Genomic DNA, 17,935 nt, shown 5'->3' on the forward strand with positions numbered 1-17,935 from the left:
CTTGCCCGCGCGCAGCGCGAGAGCGGGGGTGAAGGAGCGAAGCTCCTCAGGGGGGTGTCCTAATCACAATGCCGCGTACACCAGCGCCGGATACAGCTCGCACAGATACCTGAGCTGGCCGGGCGCCTGGGTGAGCAGGATGGCGAACAGGTCTTCCGCAGGGTCCACAAAAAAGAAGGTGCCGCCCAGGCCGCTCCAGCTGTAGTGCCCGGCCGATCCGGGGCGGGTAGCCTGGCCGGTGGCGGTGCGCACGGCCACGCCCAGGCCAAAACCGTAGCCGGTGGGCAGGATGTCGCCTGCCACAGGCAGGCTGCCCAGGTGGTCGGCGGTCATGAAGTCCACCGTGGCGCGGCCAAGCAGGCGCACGGGGGCGCCGAGGCCATCGGGCCCGGGGGCGGTGCCCCGGCCCAGCATGAGCTGCAAGAAGCGCGCGTAGTCGCTGGCGGTGGACACCAGCCCGCCACCGGCCGACTCGAACACGGGCGGTGCGGTCACGTCGATCAGTGGCATGCCGAGCCCGGTCTGCGGGTCGCGCTCAAAGGCTTCGGCCAGGCGGTGCTGCTGCGCGGCGGGCACCGAAAAGCCCGTGTCGTGCATGCCCAGCGGGCCAAACACGCGGCGTTGCAGGAGGGCGCCCAGGCTTTCGCCCTCAATCACCTCCAGCACCGCGCCCAGCACGTCGGTGGCGCGGCTGTATTCCCAGCGGGTGCCGGGCTGGTGGACCAGGGGCAAGGGGCCCAGCGCGGCGGCCAGTTCGGTGTTGCTGTGGCGGCGCGAGCCGATGCGCGCCGCGCGGTAGGCGTCGGGCACCGTGCCCGCCTCCCACGCGTAGCTCAGGCCGGCGGTGTGGCGCAGCAGGTCGTGCACCGTGGCCTCGCGTTGCACCGGGGCGGTGGTGCCGGTGGCTTCGTCGTACACGCGCTGGCCTGCAAACGCGGGCAGGTAGTGCGACACGGGGTGCGACAGCAGCAGGCGGCCTTCTTCCATGAGCATCATCGCCACCAGCGAGGCGATGGGCTTGGTCATGGAATAGATGCGGAACACCGAGTCGGGCGCCATCGCGGGCACTGCCGACTCGGCGCTGGGCGGGCGCTGGTGGCCCACGGCCGTGTGCAGCACGGTGTGGCCCTGGTGGTGGATGAGGGCCACGGCACCGGGCAGCAGGCCCTGGTCCACATGGGTTTGCAGCACGGAGCGCAGGCGGGCGAGGGCAGTGGGGTTCATGGCGGCTGGAGGCGGGTTTTGAGGTAATTTGGGCCGGTAGCGCTAGTGCATATTGCGCTGGTAGCTATCAAAAAAAGAGCGCATGGGGTAGACCTGTAATGAGGCTCAGGACGCCGTGCCAGCGGCACGGCTGCGCTCTTGCTCCTGCAGCTCGCGCCACTGCACCTTGCCCGTGCCGGACTTGGGCAGGCTGTCCACCAGCTGCACGATGCGTGGGCTTTTGTAGGCGGCCATGTGTTCGTGGCTCCAGTCGATGATGGACTGCTCGTTCACCTGGCCCTTGAAGGCGTCACGCAGCACGACCAGGGCCTTCACCGTCTCGCCCCGGCGCTCATCGTGCGCGGCGATCACGCACACCTCCTGGATCGCAGGGTGGGCGTACATCATGGCCTCGACCTCGGCGGGCCAGACCTTGAAGCCCGACGCATTGATCATGCGCTTGAGCCGGTCCACCATGAAGAAGTAGCCATCTTCATCCACCTGCGCCAGGTCGCCCGTGCGCAAGAAGCGCTTGCCGTCCAGCGTGATAAAGCTGTCGGCCGAGGCCTGCGGGTTGTTCCAGTAGCCCAGCATGACCTGCGGGCCATGCACCACGATCTCGCCAATCTCGCCCGGTTGCAGTTCGGCGAAGGTGGCCGGGTCCACCACGCGCGCATCCACGTCAAACACCGGGATGCCCAGGCACTGCGGCTTGGGGCGGTGGGGCGGGTTGATGTGGGTGGCGGCCATGGTTTCGGACATGCCGTAGCCCTCCACGTAGTCCAGTCCGGTCAGGTCCTTCAGCTGCTGCGCCACGGCCTTGGGCATGGCCGCGCCGCCACCGCGTATGGCCTGGATGCTGCTGATGTCGTAGTCGGCAATGCGCGGGTTGGCCAGAAAGTCCACCACCATGGTCGAGATGGCCTGCCAGATGGTGACCCGGTAGCGCTGGATGAGCTGGGCGGCCGCGTCACGGTCCCAGCGCGGCAGCACGACCACGGTGGCGCCCACAAACAGCGGTCCGTTCATGCTGCCCGACAGGCCGGTGACGTGGAACAGCGGCAGCACCGCAAGGTAGGTCGAATCCTGCGTGCGCGCAAACCACTGCACGCCGCCCACCAGCGTGCTCATGGCGCTGCGGTGCGTGTGCATGCAGCCCTTGGGGTGGCCCGTGGTGCCCGAGGTGTAGGGCATCACGCACAGGTCGTCCGGCCCGGTGGTGATGGGGCCGGGGGTGCGCTGCAGCGCGAGCATGTCGCTCCACAGCGTGACGCCCGGGGAATCAATAGCCTGGCGCGGTGCCGACACGAAAGCGGGCACGGACAGGTCGGTGGGCACCTGCAGGTAGTCGCTGTACGCGGCCACGATGAGGTGCTGGAGCTTGCCCTCACCAGACTCCTCGCCCCCTACATCCACCAGCGGCTGGGCCTGTGCATGCAGGTCCTGCGGCACAAAGGCCACGGTGGCACCGCTGTCGTGCACATAGTGGCGCAGCTCGTCGGTGCGGTTCATGGGGTTCACCGGCACCACCACCGCGTTGGCGCGCAGGATGCCGTAGAACGCCAGGATCCACTGCGGGCTGTTCTGCATGTACAGCAGCACGCGGTCGCCCGCATTCACGCCACACACCTGCTGCAAGAAGCCTGCAATGTGCTCGGCCTGCTGCTGGAACTGGCGGAAGGTCACCAGCGTGTCGTAGAACACCAGAAAAGGCTTGTCCGGGTAACGCGCGGCCGACACCTCAGCGTTGTGGAACAGATGCGTCTGCGGCAGCGTGAGGTGGCGCGACAGGCCGGGCGGCCAATTGGCGAGGTGGCGGTCGGACATGGGGGGTGTTACCGGTTTTATGCGTTTATGCGTCTAAGGCGCAAGCTGTGCAAGAGAGGGCGCGCCCCAGGCTGAGGACGCCGCGCAGCGGCTCAGGGGGTGTCTCAAATCAAGCTAGCACCACCATCCACCACGATGCTTTCACCCGTGATGTGCCGCGAGGCGTTGGACGCCAGAAACACCACCGCGCCTTTGAGGTCCTCTTCGCCGCCAATGCGGCGCAGGGGCGTGCGCTCAATCATCGCAGGGCCCAGTTTTTCAATCAGGCCACTGGCCATCTTGCTCGGGAAGAAGCCAGGGCAGATCGCATTGACGCGAACGCCGTAGTGCCCCCATTCGGACGCCAGCGTGCGCGCAAAGTGCAGCGCGGCGGCTTTGGAGGTGTTGTAGGCAATGGTGTTCATGCCCGGGGGCGTGCCCTTGAGCGCGGCCACCGAGGCCGTGACGATGATCGAGCCCTTGCCGCGGGGGATCATGCAGCGCTTGCCCACTTCGCGCGACAGGAAGAACGGCGCGCTCACGTTCAGGTCCATCACCTTGTGCCAGGCGGCGTCTGGGTAGTCCTCGGCCTTGGCACCCCAGGTGGCGCCGGCGTTGTTGACCAGGATGTCAATGGTGCCGAAGCGCTCGACCACCTGGTCCACCAGGCCGGGGATGTCCTCGGTCTTTTGCAGGTCGTTCACCACGGTCAGCACCTCGTAGCCCTGCGCCTCCAGGTGCTTCTTGGCCTCGGCCAGCTCATCGGCCTTGCGCGCGGTGATGGCGAGTTTGGCGCCCATTTCGCCCAGGGCCTCGGCCATCTGCAGGCCCAGGCCGCGCGAGCCGCCGGTGACCAGGGCGACCTGGCCGGTGAGATCGAAGAGTTGCTTGACGCTCATGGAAAAAACGCTTTCGTGCAGAGAGGGGTGAAGGTGAATGAATGCCAAGACCAGCCCAGCGGCTTGTGGCCCGCAGGGTGGGTGAGGAGGTGCGGCTGGGGCGGCGGTGGCCGCTGTGTCAATGGCGGTCGAGTCAACCGACAGCGCCCCATGCTAGCCCTGCCCAGGCACCGTGTAAAACCGGTGCTGTCACCTTTGAAACTCTGTGCGCTGCGCCCGGCACAGTGCGTGTGGGACAGCGCCTACCCCGCCTCGCGGCTGCGGCGGATGGAGGGGGCCGCCGCCAGGCCTTACGCTCGCGGAGATGACCGCGCCCCCTCCGTCCCTGATGGCGACTTTGCTTGCCCGCATCGCCCAGCCCCTGTTGCCCCTGTGGCGCCTGGTGCAGCCGTTCTGGCGCGCCGCGCAGATGTGGCTGGACGCCGATGGGCTGCGCATGAGCGCGGCCATGTCGTTCTACGGCATGCTCAGCCTGGCGCCCCTGCTGCTGCTGTTGGTGGGCGTGCTGGGCTGGTGGGTGGACCGCAGCTACCTGGAGAGCAGCCTGGTTGCCCAGGTGCAGTCGGTGATGGGTCAGCAGGTGGCCGATGTGGTGCGCCAGGCCATGGCCAGCGCCCAGGCCCCGTCCGAGGGGCGACTGGCATCGGTCATCGGGTTTGTGGTGCTGGTCTCGGGCGCCACCGGCGTGTTTGTGGAGCTGCAGTCCGCGCTGGAGCGGCTGTGGCGCCGGGATGGCTACACACCGCCCCAGCGGGCCGCGTGGTGGCGCATGGCGTCGCTGCGGCTGCGGGGGCTGGCCTATGTGCTGGCGCTGGGCTTTTTGCTCATGGTGTCGCTGGCGCTGTCCACGCTGATCCACCTGTTGGCGGGCTGGGCGGGAGAGCGGCTGACCGTGGCACACCTGCCCACCTTGGCGCCCCTGGCACCGTTGCTGCAGGTCGTCAACGAAGCCATTGCCTTCGGGTTCGCGGTGGCCCTGTTTGTGGGGCTCATGCGCATCGGCGCGGGCCCCAAGCCGTCGCTGCGCTACCTGGTGATGGGCGCCGTGGTGGGGGCCACGCTGTTCACGGTGGGCAAGCAGCTGCTGGCGTGGTACCTGTCCACAGCAGCCGTGGTGTCGGCCTATGGTGCGGCGGGCTCGCTGGTGGTGCTGCTCATGTGGATCTATTTTTCATCGGCCATCCTGCTGTTTTCTGCCAGCTGCGCCCAGGCGCTGGAGCAGGCCTTGCACCCCGGGCCACGCCGACCGGTGGGCTGGGCCCGGTGGACGGCCGCGGCCCGCGCGCGGGTGCAGGAGCTGTAAATGTTGGCAACAGCGCACAACAAGCCGGGGCTGGCGCGGCGGCCGGATCGTCCGGGCCGCTGCGATGGTGCCCGTTGCGCTGCCGGGCCGTGCGGGCAGGGCCCATATGCGGGGCCTGGCGTCGCGAGTGCTGGCCAAGGTGGTTTACCGCTGCTTACTGCCGCTTACAAACCGGCCACACCGCAACGCCCCCCGCTGTGTACCTTTGCACCATCCAGGCCGTTGAAACACCACGGCCCCATTCCGTAGCGGACGTGCAGCGCACATCTACCTGCCACCCCCTGCGGATTTCTCCGACATGAACAAGGACATGACCATGAACCTGACAGTTTCTTCTCCAGCCTCGCCCGTACCCGCTGCAGCCCCCGCCGGACCAGCCCTGAAATGGATGTGGGCGGCCATTGGCGCGCTGGGCGTGAGCGTGCTGGCCTTGGGCGCCACCCTGGTGATGCAAAACCGCACGCCCTCGGCAGCCGATGCGACAGCCCCCGCCACCCTGGCGGCGGCCCCCCGCACGCCCGAATCCGAGATCATTGAAGAAAAACGGGCCCAAGCGCCGGTTGTACCTGCCCAGAATGCTATGAATAGCGGAGCAAACTACCGTCCGCAGACCGGTGGCAGCGCAGGCCGGTCCGGTGACATGGCGGGTGGCATGGCCCCCGGGGGCGCTGCCCAGCCCGTGCGTGCGGCAGCCCCTGTGTGCCGCAGCTGCGGCCGTGTCGAATCGGTGCAGGCGGTTCAACAAGCTGCCCCCGCCACGGGCGTGGGCGCCGTGGCCGGCGGTGTGCTGGGCGCCGTGGTGGGCAACCAGATCGGCAAGGGCAGCGGCCGCACCGCTGCCACCGTGCTGGGCGCCGTGGGCGGTGGTTATGTGGGCCACAAGGTCGAAGAGCGCACCCGCACCCACACGGTGTACCAGGTGGCGGTGCGTATGGAAGACGGCTCGCTGCGCCACTTCCAGCGCGCCGAACCCACTGCTGTGGGCACGCCCGTGGTGCTGCAGGGCAAGGGCTTCCGCGTGGACCAGGGTGGCTCGGCCCGTGCTGCAGACCCCTATGCGCAGCCACAGCCCCAGCCGGGTGCGGTGCGGGTGTCGGACACCTACTGAGCCCGGCAGTCGCTTCCACCAAAACAAAAGCCCGCAGACGCGGGCTTTTGTTTTGTTCAGCCGTTGGCTGATTGCCGCTTGGTGGGCGGGTTACAGCACCACCGGGATCTCGGTCGCAGGCGGGGTGTTGCGGCTGCGTCCACAGCGCACCAGGCCGTCGATCATCACCATGCCAATGCCCGGGATGTCGCCCAGCTGCACGCTCTCCAGCAGCGTGGCGCCGGCGGTGTGCTGGGCGCGGTCCATGAAGACGAAGTCGGCTGCGCGGCCCACCTCGATCAGGCCGCAGTTCAGGTTGCGGATGCGCGCCGTGTTGCCCGTGGCAAAGCAGAACACCAGTTCGGCGGGGATGTCGGCAAAGCTCGATATCAGCGCAATCATGCGCAGCATGCCCAGCGGCTGCACGCCCGAGCCGGCCGGGCCGTCGGTGCCCAGGATCACGCGGTGCGGGCACTTGAGTTCGATGGCCGCCCGCGCGGCCTGGATGGCGATCTTCTCGTTGCCGTTGTGTACCAGCTCGATGGCGCGGGACGACTTCTCGCACAGCTCGCACACATGCTTCCAGGGCAGCGAGGTGTGGCCGCCGTTGATGTGGCCGATCACGTCGGCATCGGCCTCCAGCACCACGTCCTTGTCAATCAGCCCCGAGCCCGGGATGGACGGGCCGCCCGTGTGGATGGTGCTCTGGATGCCGTGCTTGCGCGCCCAGGCCACCATCTGCTGGGCCTCGTAGCCCGCCTTGACGGAGCCCAGGCCCACTTCGCCCAGCAGCGTCACGCCCGCGTCGGCCAGGTCCTTGAAGTCCTGCTCGGTCATGCCTTTCTCGATGACCGGGGCGCCTGCAATCACCTTCACGCCGCCGGGGCGGAAGTTGTCGAACGAGCGCTGTGCGGTGATGGCCAGCGCCTTCAGGCCCACGATGTCCTTGGGCCGGCCGGGCAGGTGCACTTCACCGGCCGACACCATGGTGGTCACGCCGCCGTTCATGGTCGAGTCGATCCAGCCGATCTGGTTCTGGCGCGGCGTCCAGTCGCCAAACACCGGGTGCACGTGGCTGTCGATCAGGCCCGGCGCCACACAGGTCTGGCGTGCGTCGATCACGGTGTTGGCGTGGTCGGTATCGCAGTCCTTGTAGCGGCCCACGGCCACGATGAGGCCGTCATTCACCACGATGGTGTCGGCGTCGAGGATGGGGTGGTCCAGGTCGCCCGACAACAAAAGACCGATGTTCTGGATGACGACCTTGCCCGATTTGCCGCCTGCTGCTGCTTCTGCCATGGATTCTCCTCGTGGGGTGGTGGGCGGGGCACCACGCGGCACCCCGCAGGGAAAAATCTCTTGTTGATTCAGGCCGCTGCCCTGCCCTTGGGCAGGCTGGGGCCGGGTGCCACGGTGCGCAGCACGCTGTCGATGACAAACGATTCCCAGTGCGCCAGCGCGTCGGGCGTCTCCAGGTCTTCGCCCAGAAAGGCCGACAGCGTGTGCCGGTTGGACATGTAGAAGTAGCCCGTGGCGGCGATCAGCAGGTACACATCGCGCGCCGACACGTCCTTGCGGAACAGCCCTTGCGCCTGGCCGCTTTCGAGCACGCGGCGGATCACCTCGATGGCGGGCGACGAGTATTCACGGGCGCGCATCGACTTGGAGATGTGCTTGCCCTTGTGCAGGTTCTCGGTGTTGAGCAGCGTGATGAACTCGGGGTTCTTGCGGTAGTAACCCACCACAAAGCGGATCACCGCCTGCAGCGCTTCCACCGGCTTGGCGGTGTCCAGATCCAGTTTGGATTCCGCGTCGTTCATGCGCCGGTAGGTTTCCTCCAGCACTTCGATGAACAGGCCTTCCTTGCTGCCGAAATAGTAATAGATCATCCGGTCGAAGGACTTGGCCGCCTTGGAGATTTTCTCCACGCTGCCGCCTTCGTAGCCGTAGCGGGCGAACACCTTGGTCGCCGCCTTCAGGATGTTGTCGCGCGTGGTCTGTGCGGCCTGCTCGCGCACGCCCGTCTTGCGGGCAGAGGCTGCGCGGGGGGACGCGGTCCGGGTCTTGGTGGGAGTGGCAGACATGGCGGGTCCTGGTGGATGAGGCGGGCCCCCGGTAAGGGGGCCGCCGGGGGATCACTGCTCTGCGAACGCGCGCTCGATCACGAAGTCGCCAGGCTTCGTGGTGTTGCCTTCCTTGAAGCCACGCTCTTCCATCATGTGCTTGAGGTCGCGCAGCATTTCGGGGCTGCCGCAGATCATCACGCGATCTTCGGTGGGGTTGAGTGCGGGCAAGCCCAGATCGCGGGCCATCTGGCCGTTTTCGATCACGGTGGTCACACGGCCTTGGTGCTTGAAAGGCTCGCGCGTCACGGTGGGGTAGTACTTGAGCTGCTTGGTGACCATCTCGCCCAGGAACTCGTGTTGTGGAAGCTCCTGCGTGATGTAGTCGTGGTAGGCCAGCTCCTTCACCTCGCGCACGCCGTGCACCAGGATGACTTCCTCGAACTTCTCATAAGTCTCGGGGTCGCGGATCAAGCTCAGGAACGGGGCCACGCCCGTGCCGGTGGAGAGCATGTACAGACGCTTGGCGGGCAGCAGGTAGTCGATCAGCAGGGTGCCTGTGGGCTTCTTGCCGACCACGATGGTGTCGCCCACCTTGATGTGCTGCAGGCGCGAGGTCAGCGGGCCGTCGGGCACCTTGATGGAGAGGAACTCCAGGTGCTCTTCGTAGTTGGGGCTCACGATGCTGTAGGCGCGCAGCAGGGGTTTGCCGTTTTCGCCGCGCAGGCCAATCATCGTGAAATGGCCGTTGGAGAAGCGCAGCGCGGTGTCGCGCGTGGTGGTGAAGGAGAAAAGGCGGTCCGTCCAGTGGTGGACCGTCAGGACGCGTTCGTCAAGAAAGGCGCTCATGGTGCGTTAGATGGAAAAGTTGGAAGCAAATAAGGAATTTGGCTGAAGAGCAGGGCCCTGTGCGCTCTACAGCGCAATGTTCAGGCCTGAAAGCTTGTGGCTCACAACCCTCCATTGTTCCGCATCTGGCAAAGCCGCTTTTCTTTTGGTGATTGTGGGGAGCGTGGGCGCCAGCTTTTTGTTGAACTGCAGAAAGATTTCCATGCCTTCGGGCAGGTCGTCTTCGGCATAGATGGCGTTGGCCGGGCACTCCGGAATGCACACCGCGCAGTCGATGCATTCGTCCGGGTCAATGACCAGGTATTCCGGCCCTTCCTTGAAGCAATCGACAGGGCACACATCGACGCAGTCGGTGTACTTGCACCGAATGCAGGCGTCTGTCACAACGTGCGTCATTTTGGGGCTCCTCATGCACCATTTTTGGGGGCGCAAAAACACCATTGCAGAGTCTGATTGATTCCGCTACATTGACATCGAATGTAGTGTTCACAACATTTAAGTTAAGTGAATGCTACACAAAATGCAATGCGCGTACAAGCACTTGCCACAATGCAATGAATGGGCCGCCACGATGACTGAACACACCAAGACCGACGGGCTACCTGGCATGGATGCGCCGGATCTGCCGCAGGTGCTCGAGCGCGCCCGGCCCCGCAATGAGCGCATGAACGCTGCCAAGGTCGAGTGCAATGCGTGTCCGGTGCTGTGCCAGATTTCCGAAGGCCGCGCAGGGGCTTGCGACCGTTATGCCAACCACGCGGGCGTGCTCGTGCGGCTGGACCCGGTGGTGCTGCTGCGCAAGGCCCTGGAAGCGGGCGAGGCGACGCTGGTGCCGTTTGCGGGCCGCGCCCCGGCTACACAAGACGCTGAGACCGCAGTGGCTTCAGAACCCGCATGGAACGGCGACCTGCTGCTGTCTGAAGAGGTGTTCGTGACGGGCGTGGGCTCGTCCACCACCTACCCCGACTACAAGCCGGCGCCCTTCATCGTGGGTTCCCAAACCGATGGCGTGGACATGGTCACCGTGGTCACCGAGGGCATCTTCAGCTACTGCAGCTTCAAGGTGAAGATCGACACCGACCGCTTCCTCGGCTCCGAGCAGGCCAACGTGCGCTGCAAGGGCGAGGTGGTGGGCCATGTGACCACGGCAGAGTACGGCTCGCAGATGCTGTCGCTGGGCGGTGTGCACCACCTCACGGGTGGCACCAAGAAAGAGGGCCGCATCACCGCCGAGATGATGCAGGCGCTGGGCAACAAGCAGGCGGTGGAGTTCACCATCGACGGCGGCTCGCAGCTCGTGATCCAGGCGGGGCGTGCGCCCATCGTCAACGGTGTGGCTGAGCAGCGCATGCGCGTGGGCTGCGGCTCTGCGGCCATTGGCATCTTTGCGCGCCAGTTCTTCGGCCATGCCGACGAGGTGGTGGTGGTGGACGACCACATCACCGGCGTGCTCACCGAGCACCAGGCGGGCCGTTGCCTCGACATGAAGCCTTCGGGCATACAGATGCGCGGGCGCAAGTCCACACCGGGCCGTTACTTTCAGGTGGCCAACCCGGGCATCGGCTGGGGCGGCACCGACATTGCCGACCCACTGTCCATCATTGAGGGCTGGGACGAATCCGTGGCCTGGCCGGGGCTGCGCTTGTTGATGACCTCCACCACCGGGGAGCATGCCTCCTGGTACGTGCTGGACGAGCAACTCCATCCGGTCGAAGCCGAAATGCCGGCCGAGGTGCGCCGCATCGTGGACCGCATCGGCGAAAACTGTGAGCCCTCGCTGGCGTCTGTGCTGTTCCTTGGCGGAGCCGGCGGTAGTCTGCGCGCAGGGGTTACCGAGAACCCGGTGCTGCTCACGCGCTCCATCAAGAACGCGCTGGTCAACGTGACCTGTGGCGGTGCCCCTGCCTATGTATGGCCGGGCGGCGGTATCACCGTGATGGCCGACGTGCTGCGCATGCCGGACAACAGCTTTGGCACCGTGCCCACCCCCGCCATCGTGGCGCCCATCGAGTTCAGCATGCGCCGTGCGGACTACGAAGCGCTGGGCGGGCACATCGAACAGATCCGCAGCCTGCGCGACGTGCTGGAGCGCGGTGCGTGGCACAACGATGGTGCACCGCAGGCGCGCGTGTGGCAGACCTTGCCCGCCGCCAATCCGTGGCCGCTGGGTCGCCCACCTCTGCTGGGCTGATATGAAACACCCCCTGAGTCGCTTCGCGCCTTCCCCGTCCAGGGGGACGACACCCTCGCTGCGGGGCGGCCCTTGCTCGGCGTCTCTGGCGGGGGGCGCGCCGGTGTTTACGGCTGCGGGCGGTGCGCCCTGCGGTGAGTACTGAAACGCACATGCAAGCTGCTCGCAAGCCCCTGTCCGATGGCCGCTGGCATTTCCAGCATGGTCCGATGGACCTCATCCTCCAGGCCGAAGGGATGCGCGACGCCGTGGCCCAGGCGCACGAACGCGCGTGGCAACGTTTTGAAGGGCTGCTGCAGGAGCTGGTGAATGAACTTCCCGGCCTGCGCGCGCCGGTGGGTGCGCACTGCACGTTGCAGGGCGTGGTGGCGCGCCGCATGTGGGCCGCCTGCAGTCCCTACCGCGCAGGCTTCATCACATCGATGGCGGCGGTGGCGGGTGCAGTGGCGCAGGAGATTCTGGCCTGCTACGAGCAGCCGGGCATAGACCGCGCCTGGGCCAACAACGGCGGCGACATTGCGCTGCACCTGGCGCCCGGCCAGTCGGTCACGGTGGGGGTGTACGCTGACATCGCCGCACTGAATGCGGCACAGTTGCACAACGGTTTGGTGCTGGATGGGCAGATTCGCATCGACAGCGCCATGCCGGTGCGCGGTGTGGCCACCAGCGGCTGGCGGGGGCGCAGCCAGTCGCTGGGCATTGCCGACAGCGTGACGGTGCTGGCGCGCACGGCGGCGCAGGCCGATGCGGCGGCAACCATCGTGGCCAACGCGGTGGATGTGGCCGATGCGCGGATTGTACGCAGGCCCGCGTGGCAGGTGCGGGACGACAGTGACCTGGGGGCCATTCCAGTCACCGTGGATGTCCCTGCCTTGCCCAGGGAGCTGGTGGCCCGGGCATTGCACCAGGGGCTGCAAAAAGCGCAAGAATTGCAGTCCAGCGGCCTGCTGTGGTTTGCGCTGCTGGCGTGCCAGGGGCAGTTCGTGGCGACCTCGGCGCCCCAGGCGCTGGCGGATGCGGTATGGCCCCGGGATCCGGCGGTGGAATCGGAAGTTGGTTCAGTATTTGCTTAACGAAATGCACAGGTCTCCAGAATGATCCAGATACGACGCGTTTTCACCCATCTTGAGGAAATCCGGCACGAATTCGGGCCGGTGGCCGACGTGCCGCTGCTGCGTGGTGCCATCGGCGCGGTGCTGACCAACCCCTTTGCGGGGCGGTACGAGCCCGACATCCTCCCCATGATGGACGCGCTGCAGGACGTGGGGCTGGACATGGCCCAGCGCCTCCTGAAGGCCATGGCGGTGCCTGCCGAGCGCATCGAGACCTATGGCAAAGGCGCCATCGTGGGCGCGGCCGGTGAGCTGGAACACGGCGCGCTGTGGCATGTGCCCGGCGGCTACGCCATGCGCGAACTGCTGGGCTGGAAGGGCGACCGCAACGCCTACGCCAAGGGCCAGGCCGAAGAGAAGACCGGGCAGCCCGCGAATGCGCTGTCCATCGTGCCCTCCACCAAGAAAGTGGGCGGCCCCGGTGCAGCGCTGGATGTGCCGCTGACCCACATCAACGCCAGCTACGTACGCAGCCATTTCGACGCGATCGAAGTGCGTGTTCCCGGCGCGCCATCCGCTGATGAGATCGTGTTCATACTTGCGATGACCACGGGCCCGCGCATCCACGCCCGCGTCGGAGGGCTCAAGGCGGCAGACATCAGCCAGTGGAACGGCCTGCGCTGAGCCGCCCGCCGACCCGCACACCAATCGAACAAGACAAGATCCCAAGGAGCCAAAAAATGCCAGCCAAGATTCGAAAGATCATCGTCCAGACCGACGAGGTCCGCGTGGAAATGGGGCGTGACGTTCAGCCCCCGGTGCGCAAGGCGCTGGCCATGGCCGTGATCGAGAACCCCTTTGCCGGACGTTATGTGGAAAACCTCGACGAACTCATCGCCATCGGTGAGGAGCTGGGTGGCCTTCTGGGCGCCCGCTGCGTGCAGGCCCTGGGCATTGCCCCGGGCGATGCGCACAGCTACGGCAAGGCCGCCATCGTGGGCGAGGCGGGCGAGCTGGAGCACGCCGCCGCCATCCTCCACCCCAAGCTGGGCGCACCACTGCGTGTGGCTGTCGAGAAGGGTGCCGCGTTGGTCCCATCCAGCAAGAAAATGGGCGGCCTCGGCACGGCCATCGACGTTCCCCTGGGCCACAAGGATGCGGCTTACGTGCGCAGCCATTTCGACGCCATGGAAGCCCGTGTAGCCGATGCCCCGCGGGCCAATGAAATCGTGGTGGCCGTTGTCGTGACCGACAGCGGGCGGCCGTTGCCACGTGTCGGCGGCCTCACGGCCTCTGAAATAAAAGGCGTTGACGGCCTGCGCTGAGCCCGGCGCGCGTACAACACACACCTGTCCTGTCTCACCCCCGTTCGATCTCTCTCCAACCATCCTTCAGGAGTCTCCCCATGACGATGCGACGAAACCTCATGCGTGCCACGGCTGCGGCTGCATTGGCCCTTACCCTGGCCCCTGTTTTTGCCCAGGGCGTGATCAAGATTGGCGAGGTCAACAGCTACAAGGCGCAGCCCGCTTTCCTGGAGCCCTACAAGAAAGGCATGGAGCTGGCGGTCGATGAGATCAACGCTGCGGGCGGCGTCAATGGCAAGAAGATCGAACTGATCACGCGCGACGACAACGCCAACCCCGGCGACGCCGTTCGTGTGGCCGAAGAGCTGGTGTCGCGCGAGAAGGTCGATGTACTGGCTGGCACCTTCCTGTCGAACACCGGCCTCGCAGTGGCCGACTTTGCCAAGCAGAAGAAGTTCTTCTTTCTCGCAGGCGAGCCGCTGACCGACAAGATGACCTGGCAGGGTGGCAACCAGTACACCTTCCGCCTGCGTCCCGGCACCTACATGCAGGCTGCCATGCTGGTGCCCGAGGCCGCCAAGATGAAGAAAAAGCGCTGGGCCGTGGTCTACCCCAACTACGAATACGGGCAGTCTGCCGTGGCGGCGTTCAAGCAACTGCTCAAGGCCGCCCAGCCCGACGTGGAGTTTGTGGCCGAACAAGCCACGCCACTGGGCCGGGTGGATGCCGGCAGCGTGGTGCAAGCGCTGTCGGATGCCAAGCCCGACGCCATCTTCAACGTACTGTTTGGCGCAGACTTGTCGAAGTTCGTGCGCGAAGGCAACACGCGCGGCCTCTTCAAGGGCATCGAGGTGGTCAGCGTGCTGACGGGCGAACCCGAATACCTGGACCCCTTGAAAGACGAGGCCCCCAACGGCTGGCTGGTGACCGGCTATCCCTGGTACGGCATCAACACCCCCGCACACAAGGCGTTCGAGCAGGCGTACCAGGCCAAGTTCAAGGACTACCCGCGCCTGGGTTCGGTGGTGGGCTACAGCATGATCAAGTCGGCTGCGGCCGGCATTGCCAAAGCCAAGAGCACCGACACCGACAAGCTGGTCGCTGCCTTCAAGGGACTGCAGGTGGACACCCCGTTCGGCAAGATCACCTACCGGCCTGAAGACCATCAGGCCACCATGGGCGCATTTGTCGGTCGCACCAAGAACGAAGGCGGCAAGGGCGTGATGGTGGATTACGTCTACCTGGATGGTGCCGATGCCAAGTACCAGCCGTCCGCTGCCGACGTGAAGAAGTCACGAAGCGCTGATTGATTCCCTCTGAGGTCTGAGGCGCCTGCCGCGCCTCGGTCCCGGCAGACGCTACTGGCAGCCCGGCACAGGCAAATTCTGCGGGTGCTGGCTGGTGTCGGCTGGGGCACGGCCGGCTTCTTTCATGGCCTTCGCGCTGGCAAAAATAGTGTGAACAGGCCCTACAGGGTTTATTGAACATGAGTTTTTCGGGTTTCATCGTTCAGCTCATCAACGGGCTGGCGAGCGCGTCGTCGCTGTTCCTCGTGGCGGCGGGTCTGTCGCTGATCTTTGGCGTGACCCGCATCGTGAACTTTGCCCATGGCTCGTTCTTCATGGTGGGCATCTACGTCGCGTACTCGCTGGTCGAGCGCCTGAGCGGTGCGCTGGGCTTCTGGGTGGCCTTGCCGCTGGCAGCGCTGATCGTTGGTGTGCTGGGGGCGCTGATCGAGGTGGTGCTGCTGCGCCGCATCTACAAGGCGCCCGAGCTGTTCCAGCTGCTGGCCACGTTTGCCCTGGTGCTGGTCATCAAGGACGCGGTGCTGTGGCTCTGGGGCCCCGACGAACTGCTGGGCCCACGCGCGCCGGGACTTTCGGGTTCCGTGAACCTGCTGGGGCGGCAGTTCCCCAGCTACGACCTGTTCCTCATCGTGGTCGGTCCGCTGGTGCTGGGCGCGGTCTGGCTGCTGCTCACGCGCACCCGGTTTGGCACGCTGGTGCGTGCCGCTACGCAAGACCGCGAGATGGTGAGCGCCCTGGGCGTCAACCAGGCCTGGTTGTTCACGGCCGTGTTTGCGCTGGGCGCGATGCTGGCCGGGCTGGGTGGCGCACTGCAACTGCCGCGCGAGCCCGCGACGCTGGAGATGGACCTGCACACCATCGGTGCCGCCTTCGTGGTGGTGGTGGTGGGTGGCATGGGCTCCATTCCGGGCGCGTACGCCGCCGCCCTGCTGATCTCCGAGATCAAGGCCATCTGCATCTGGCTGGGTGTGGTCGATGTGTTTGGCCTGAGTGTGTCGTTTTCCAAGCTGACCCTGGTGGTGGATTTTCTGGTGATGGCAGTGGTGCTGGTCTGGCGCCCGTGGGGCCTGTTCGGCAGGCCGCAGGCGCCCAGCCGCTACGTGGGCATGCAGGAGGAGCCGCTGCGTCGGCCTGGCAAGGCCTACCTGGTGGCGGCCGCCGTGCTGGGCCTGCTGCTGGCGGCAGCGCCGCTGCTGACCGCGCAGTCGCCGTACACCACGGTGTTGCTGATTGACCTGCTGATCGCAGCGCTGTTTGCGGCCAGCCTTCACTTCATCATGGGGCCTGCGGGCATGCACTCCTTCGGCCATGCCGCCTACTTCGGGCTGGGCGCCTATGGCGCGGCCCTGCTGGTGCGCTCGCTCGGGCTACCGATGGAGATCGCACTGGTGGTGGCGCCGCTGGTGGCAGCGGCCGGGGCGTTTGTCTACGGGTGGTTCGCAGTGCGGCTGTCGGGTGTGTACCTGGCCATGCTGACGCTGGCCTTCGCCCAGATCACCTGGGCCATCACCTACCAGTGGGACAGTTTCACGGGGGGCAGCAACGGCCTGACCGGTGTCTGGCCTGCGGCCTGGCTGGCAGACAAGCGCATGTATTACTGGCTCACGCTGGCACTGGTGGGAGCAGGGGTGTGGTGGCTGCGCCGCGTGCTCTTCTCGCCGTTTGGCTATGCGCTGCGCGCGGGGCGCGACTCTGTGTTGCGCGCCGACGCCATCGGCATCGACGTCAAGCGCATGCAGTGGGCGGCGTTTGTGGTGGCGGGCACTGCTGCAGGGCTGGCAGGGGCGCTGTATGCGTTCTCCAAGGGCAGCATTTCGCCGGAGTCGCTGGCCGTGGGCAAATCGGTGGACGGGTTGGTGATGGTGCTGCTCGGCGGCATCCAGACGCTGGCGGGCCCCGTGGTGGGCGCGGTCACCTTCACCTGGCTGCACGACACCGTGGCGCGCAACACCGACTACTGGCGCGCCATGCTGGGCGCCATCATTCTCATCCTGGTGCTGCTGTTTCCGCAGGGCATCGCTGGCACCATCAAACAGATTTTTGACAACATGCGCGACGCCAAGAACACCAAGGGGGGCGCAGCATGAGCCTCCTCAAAGTCACCGGTCTGGGCAAATCGTTTGGCGGCGTCAAGGCGGTGGATGGCATCCACTTCGAACTGGCGGCTGGCGAGCTGCTGGCGCTGATTGGCCCCAATGGCGCGGGCAAGTCCACCACCTTCAACATGGTCAACGGCCAGCTGCCTGCCGATGCAGGCTCCATCCAGCTCAACGGCCAGGAGCTGGTGGGCCGCAAGCCCCGCGACATCTGGCGCATGGGGGTGGGCCGCACCTTTCAGATTGCCGAAACCTTTGCATCGCTGACGGTGGTGGAGAACGTGCAGATGGCATTGATCTCCAACGACGGTCTGCTGTTCTCCCTATGGCGCAGGGCTGCCGACCACAAACGCGAAGAAGCCCTGGCGTTGCTCGACCAGGTGGGCATGAAGTCGCAGGCCGACCGGCCCTGTAGCGTGCTGGCCTATGGCGATGTGAAGCGCGTGGAGCTGGCGATTGCCATGGCCAACTCGCCCAAGCTCCTGCTCATGGACGAGCCCACTGCCGGCATGGCGCCCAAGGAGCGCAACGAACTCATGGCGCTGACCAAGCAGCTGGTGATCGACCGCAATATGGCGGTGCTCTTCACCGAGCACAGCATGGACGTGGTGTTTGCCTATGCCGACCGCATGATCGTGCTGGCGCGCGGGCGGCTGATTGCCGAGGGCAAGCCGCTGGAGCTGCGCGACCACCCCAAGGTGCAGGAGGTCTACTTCGGCACCGGCAAGACGTTTGAGAAGAAAGCCGCAGCCAATGCGGAGGCGGCATGACC

Annotated in this window: 16 protein-coding genes; 9 read left to right on the top strand and 7 right to left on the bottom strand. The window is 66.1% G+C overall.

The window, feature by feature from the left end; all coding sequences use genetic code 11:
* Positions 1-63 precede the first annotated feature (63 nt).
* The 3 genes from C8C96_RS05055 to C8C96_RS05065 form a co-directional block, all read right to left on the bottom strand.
* A complete protein-coding gene (locus tag C8C96_RS05055; protein WP_121941656.1) occupies positions 64-1,224 on the bottom strand; it encodes a serine hydrolase in 1,161 nt (386 codons plus the stop codon).
* A 105-nt stretch (positions 1,225-1,329) separates the two neighbouring features.
* Entirely contained in the window at positions 1,330-3,030 is a 1,701-nt protein-coding gene (locus tag C8C96_RS05060) for a long-chain fatty acid--CoA ligase (RefSeq protein ID WP_121941657.1), read from the bottom strand.
* 104 nt (positions 3,031-3,134) lie between these two features.
* The gene (locus C8C96_RS05065; RefSeq protein WP_056742279.1) at positions 3,135-3,908 is read right to left on the bottom strand and encodes an SDR family oxidoreductase; all 774 of its coding nucleotides are present in this window, start codon (positions 3,906-3,908) and stop codon (positions 3,135-3,137) included.
* A gap of 328 nt (positions 3,909-4,236) precedes the next feature.
* Here C8C96_RS05065 and C8C96_RS05070 point away from each other — a divergent pair, with 328 nt between their 5' ends.
* Both C8C96_RS05070 and C8C96_RS05075 read left to right on the top strand, forming a co-directional pair.
* On the top strand, positions 4,237-5,211 hold the full coding sequence (locus C8C96_RS05070; RefSeq protein ID WP_121941658.1) for a YihY/virulence factor BrkB family protein: 975 nt from the start codon (positions 4,237-4,239) through the stop codon (positions 5,209-5,211).
* Between the two features lie 316 nt (positions 5,212-5,527).
* Positions 5,528-6,319, top strand: coding sequence for a glycine zipper 2TM domain-containing protein (locus C8C96_RS05075; RefSeq protein ID WP_121943887.1), 792 nt, complete (start codon positions 5,528-5,530; stop codon positions 6,317-6,319).
* Positions 6,320-6,409: 90 nt separating this feature from the next.
* On the opposite strand, the gene C8C96_RS05080 is transcribed toward C8C96_RS05075, so the two are convergent.
* The 4 genes from C8C96_RS05080 to fdxA all read right to left on the bottom strand — a co-directional run bounded on the left by C8C96_RS05080 (position 6,410) and on the right by fdxA (position 9,606).
* Entirely contained in the window at positions 6,410-7,597 is a 1,188-nt protein-coding gene (locus tag C8C96_RS05080; protein WP_121941659.1) for an amidohydrolase family protein, read from the bottom strand.
* Between the two features lie 68 nt (positions 7,598-7,665).
* Positions 7,666-8,382 carry a TetR/AcrR family transcriptional regulator gene (locus C8C96_RS05085; RefSeq protein WP_056742275.1) on the bottom strand — a complete coding sequence of 239 codons (717 nt, stop codon included), beginning with the start codon at positions 8,380-8,382 and terminating at the stop codon, positions 7,666-7,668.
* Positions 8,383-8,433: 51 nt separating this feature from the next.
* Entirely contained in the window at positions 8,434-9,210 is a 777-nt protein-coding gene (locus C8C96_RS05090; RefSeq protein WP_056742273.1) for a ferredoxin--NADP reductase, read from the bottom strand.
* A gap of 66 nt (positions 9,211-9,276) precedes the next feature.
* On the bottom strand, positions 9,277-9,606 hold the full coding sequence (gene fdxA / locus C8C96_RS05095; RefSeq protein ID WP_056057161.1) for a ferredoxin FdxA: 330 nt from the start codon (positions 9,604-9,606) through the stop codon (positions 9,277-9,279).
* Positions 9,607-9,781: 175 nt separating this feature from the next.
* On the opposite strand from fdxA, the gene C8C96_RS05100 reads away from it, so the two are divergent.
* The 7 genes from C8C96_RS05100 (at position 9,782) to C8C96_RS05130 (ending at position 17,933) form a co-directional block, all read left to right on the top strand.
* Complete coding sequence (locus C8C96_RS05100) at positions 9,782-11,401, top strand: 6-hydroxynicotinate reductase (protein WP_121941660.1); 1,620 nt, start codon at positions 9,782-9,784, stop codon at positions 11,399-11,401.
* A 152-nt stretch (positions 11,402-11,553) separates the two neighbouring features.
* Positions 11,554-12,474 carry a UPF0280 family protein gene (locus C8C96_RS05105; protein ID WP_121941661.1) on the top strand — a complete coding sequence of 307 codons (921 nt, stop codon included), beginning with the start codon at positions 11,554-11,556 and terminating at the stop codon, positions 12,472-12,474.
* A 21-nt stretch (positions 12,475-12,495) separates the two neighbouring features.
* Positions 12,496-13,137: an amino acid synthesis family protein gene (locus C8C96_RS05110; protein ID WP_099731557.1), complete on the top strand. Its 642-nt coding sequence runs from the start codon at positions 12,496-12,498 to the stop codon at positions 13,135-13,137.
* A gap of 56 nt (positions 13,138-13,193) precedes the next feature.
* A complete protein-coding gene (locus C8C96_RS05115) occupies positions 13,194-13,778 on the top strand; it encodes an amino acid synthesis family protein (protein ID WP_063461058.1) in 585 nt (194 codons plus the stop codon).
* 80 nt (positions 13,779-13,858) lie between these two features.
* Positions 13,859-15,070 (top strand): ABC transporter substrate-binding protein, encoded by a 1,212-nt coding sequence (locus tag C8C96_RS05120; protein WP_056057171.1) that lies wholly within the window; start codon positions 13,859-13,861, stop codon positions 15,068-15,070.
* Between the two features lie 176 nt (positions 15,071-15,246).
* Positions 15,247-17,154 (top strand): ABC transporter permease, encoded by a 1,908-nt coding sequence (locus C8C96_RS05125; RefSeq protein WP_121941662.1) that lies wholly within the window; start codon positions 15,247-15,249, stop codon positions 17,152-17,154.
* Positions 17,151-17,933 (top strand): ABC transporter ATP-binding protein, encoded by a 783-nt coding sequence (locus tag C8C96_RS05130; RefSeq protein WP_056057175.1) that lies wholly within the window; start codon positions 17,151-17,153, stop codon positions 17,931-17,933. The genes C8C96_RS05125 and C8C96_RS05130 overlap by 4 nt, the downstream gene beginning before the upstream one ends.
* The last annotated feature ends 2 nt before the right edge of the window (positions 17,934-17,935 follow it).

It is taken from the genome of Acidovorax sp. 100, assembly GCF_003688355.1.
Taxonomy (GTDB): domain Bacteria; phylum Pseudomonadota; class Gammaproteobacteria; order Burkholderiales; family Burkholderiaceae_C; genus Acidovorax; species Acidovorax delafieldii.

Bases quoted from the DNA above. Each gene is read 5' to 3' on its own strand.
- C8C96_RS05055 (WP_121941656.1), bottom strand. From the start codon at position 1,224: ATGAACCCCACTGCCCTCGCCCGCCTGCGCTCCGTGCTGCAAACCCAT.
- C8C96_RS05060 (WP_121941657.1), bottom strand. From the start codon at position 3,030: ATGTCCGACCGCCACCTCGCCAATTGGCCGCCCGGCCTGTCGCGCCAC.
- C8C96_RS05065 (WP_056742279.1), bottom strand. From the start codon at position 3,908: ATGAGCGTCAAGCAACTCTTCGATCTCACCGGCCAGGTCGCCCTGGTC.
- C8C96_RS05070 (WP_121941658.1), top strand. From the start codon at position 4,237: ATGGCGACTTTGCTTGCCCGCATCGCCCAGCCCCTGTTGCCCCTGTGG.
- C8C96_RS05075 (WP_121943887.1), top strand. From the start codon at position 5,528: ATGAACCTGACAGTTTCTTCTCCAGCCTCGCCCGTACCCGCTGCAGCC.
- C8C96_RS05080 (WP_121941659.1), bottom strand. From the start codon at position 7,597: ATGGCAGAAGCAGCAGCAGGCGGCAAATCGGGCAAGGTCGTCATCCAG.
- C8C96_RS05085 (WP_056742275.1), bottom strand. From the start codon at position 8,382: ATGTCTGCCACTCCCACCAAGACCCGGACCGCGTCCCCCCGCGCAGCC.
- C8C96_RS05090 (WP_056742273.1), bottom strand. From the start codon at position 9,210: ATGAGCGCCTTTCTTGACGAACGCGTCCTGACGGTCCACCACTGGACG.
- fdxA (WP_056057161.1), bottom strand. From the start codon at position 9,606: ATGACGCACGTTGTGACAGACGCCTGCATTCGGTGCAAGTACACCGAC.
- C8C96_RS05100 (WP_121941660.1), top strand. From the start codon at position 9,782: ATGACTGAACACACCAAGACCGACGGGCTACCTGGCATGGATGCGCCG.
- C8C96_RS05105 (WP_121941661.1), top strand. From the start codon at position 11,554: ATGCAAGCTGCTCGCAAGCCCCTGTCCGATGGCCGCTGGCATTTCCAG.
- C8C96_RS05110 (WP_099731557.1), top strand. From the start codon at position 12,496: ATGATCCAGATACGACGCGTTTTCACCCATCTTGAGGAAATCCGGCAC.
- C8C96_RS05115 (WP_063461058.1), top strand. From the start codon at position 13,194: ATGCCAGCCAAGATTCGAAAGATCATCGTCCAGACCGACGAGGTCCGC.
- C8C96_RS05120 (WP_056057171.1), top strand. From the start codon at position 13,859: ATGACGATGCGACGAAACCTCATGCGTGCCACGGCTGCGGCTGCATTG.
- C8C96_RS05125 (WP_121941662.1), top strand. From the start codon at position 15,247: ATGAGTTTTTCGGGTTTCATCGTTCAGCTCATCAACGGGCTGGCGAGC.
- C8C96_RS05130 (WP_056057175.1), top strand. From the start codon at position 17,151: ATGAGCCTCCTCAAAGTCACCGGTCTGGGCAAATCGTTTGGCGGCGTC.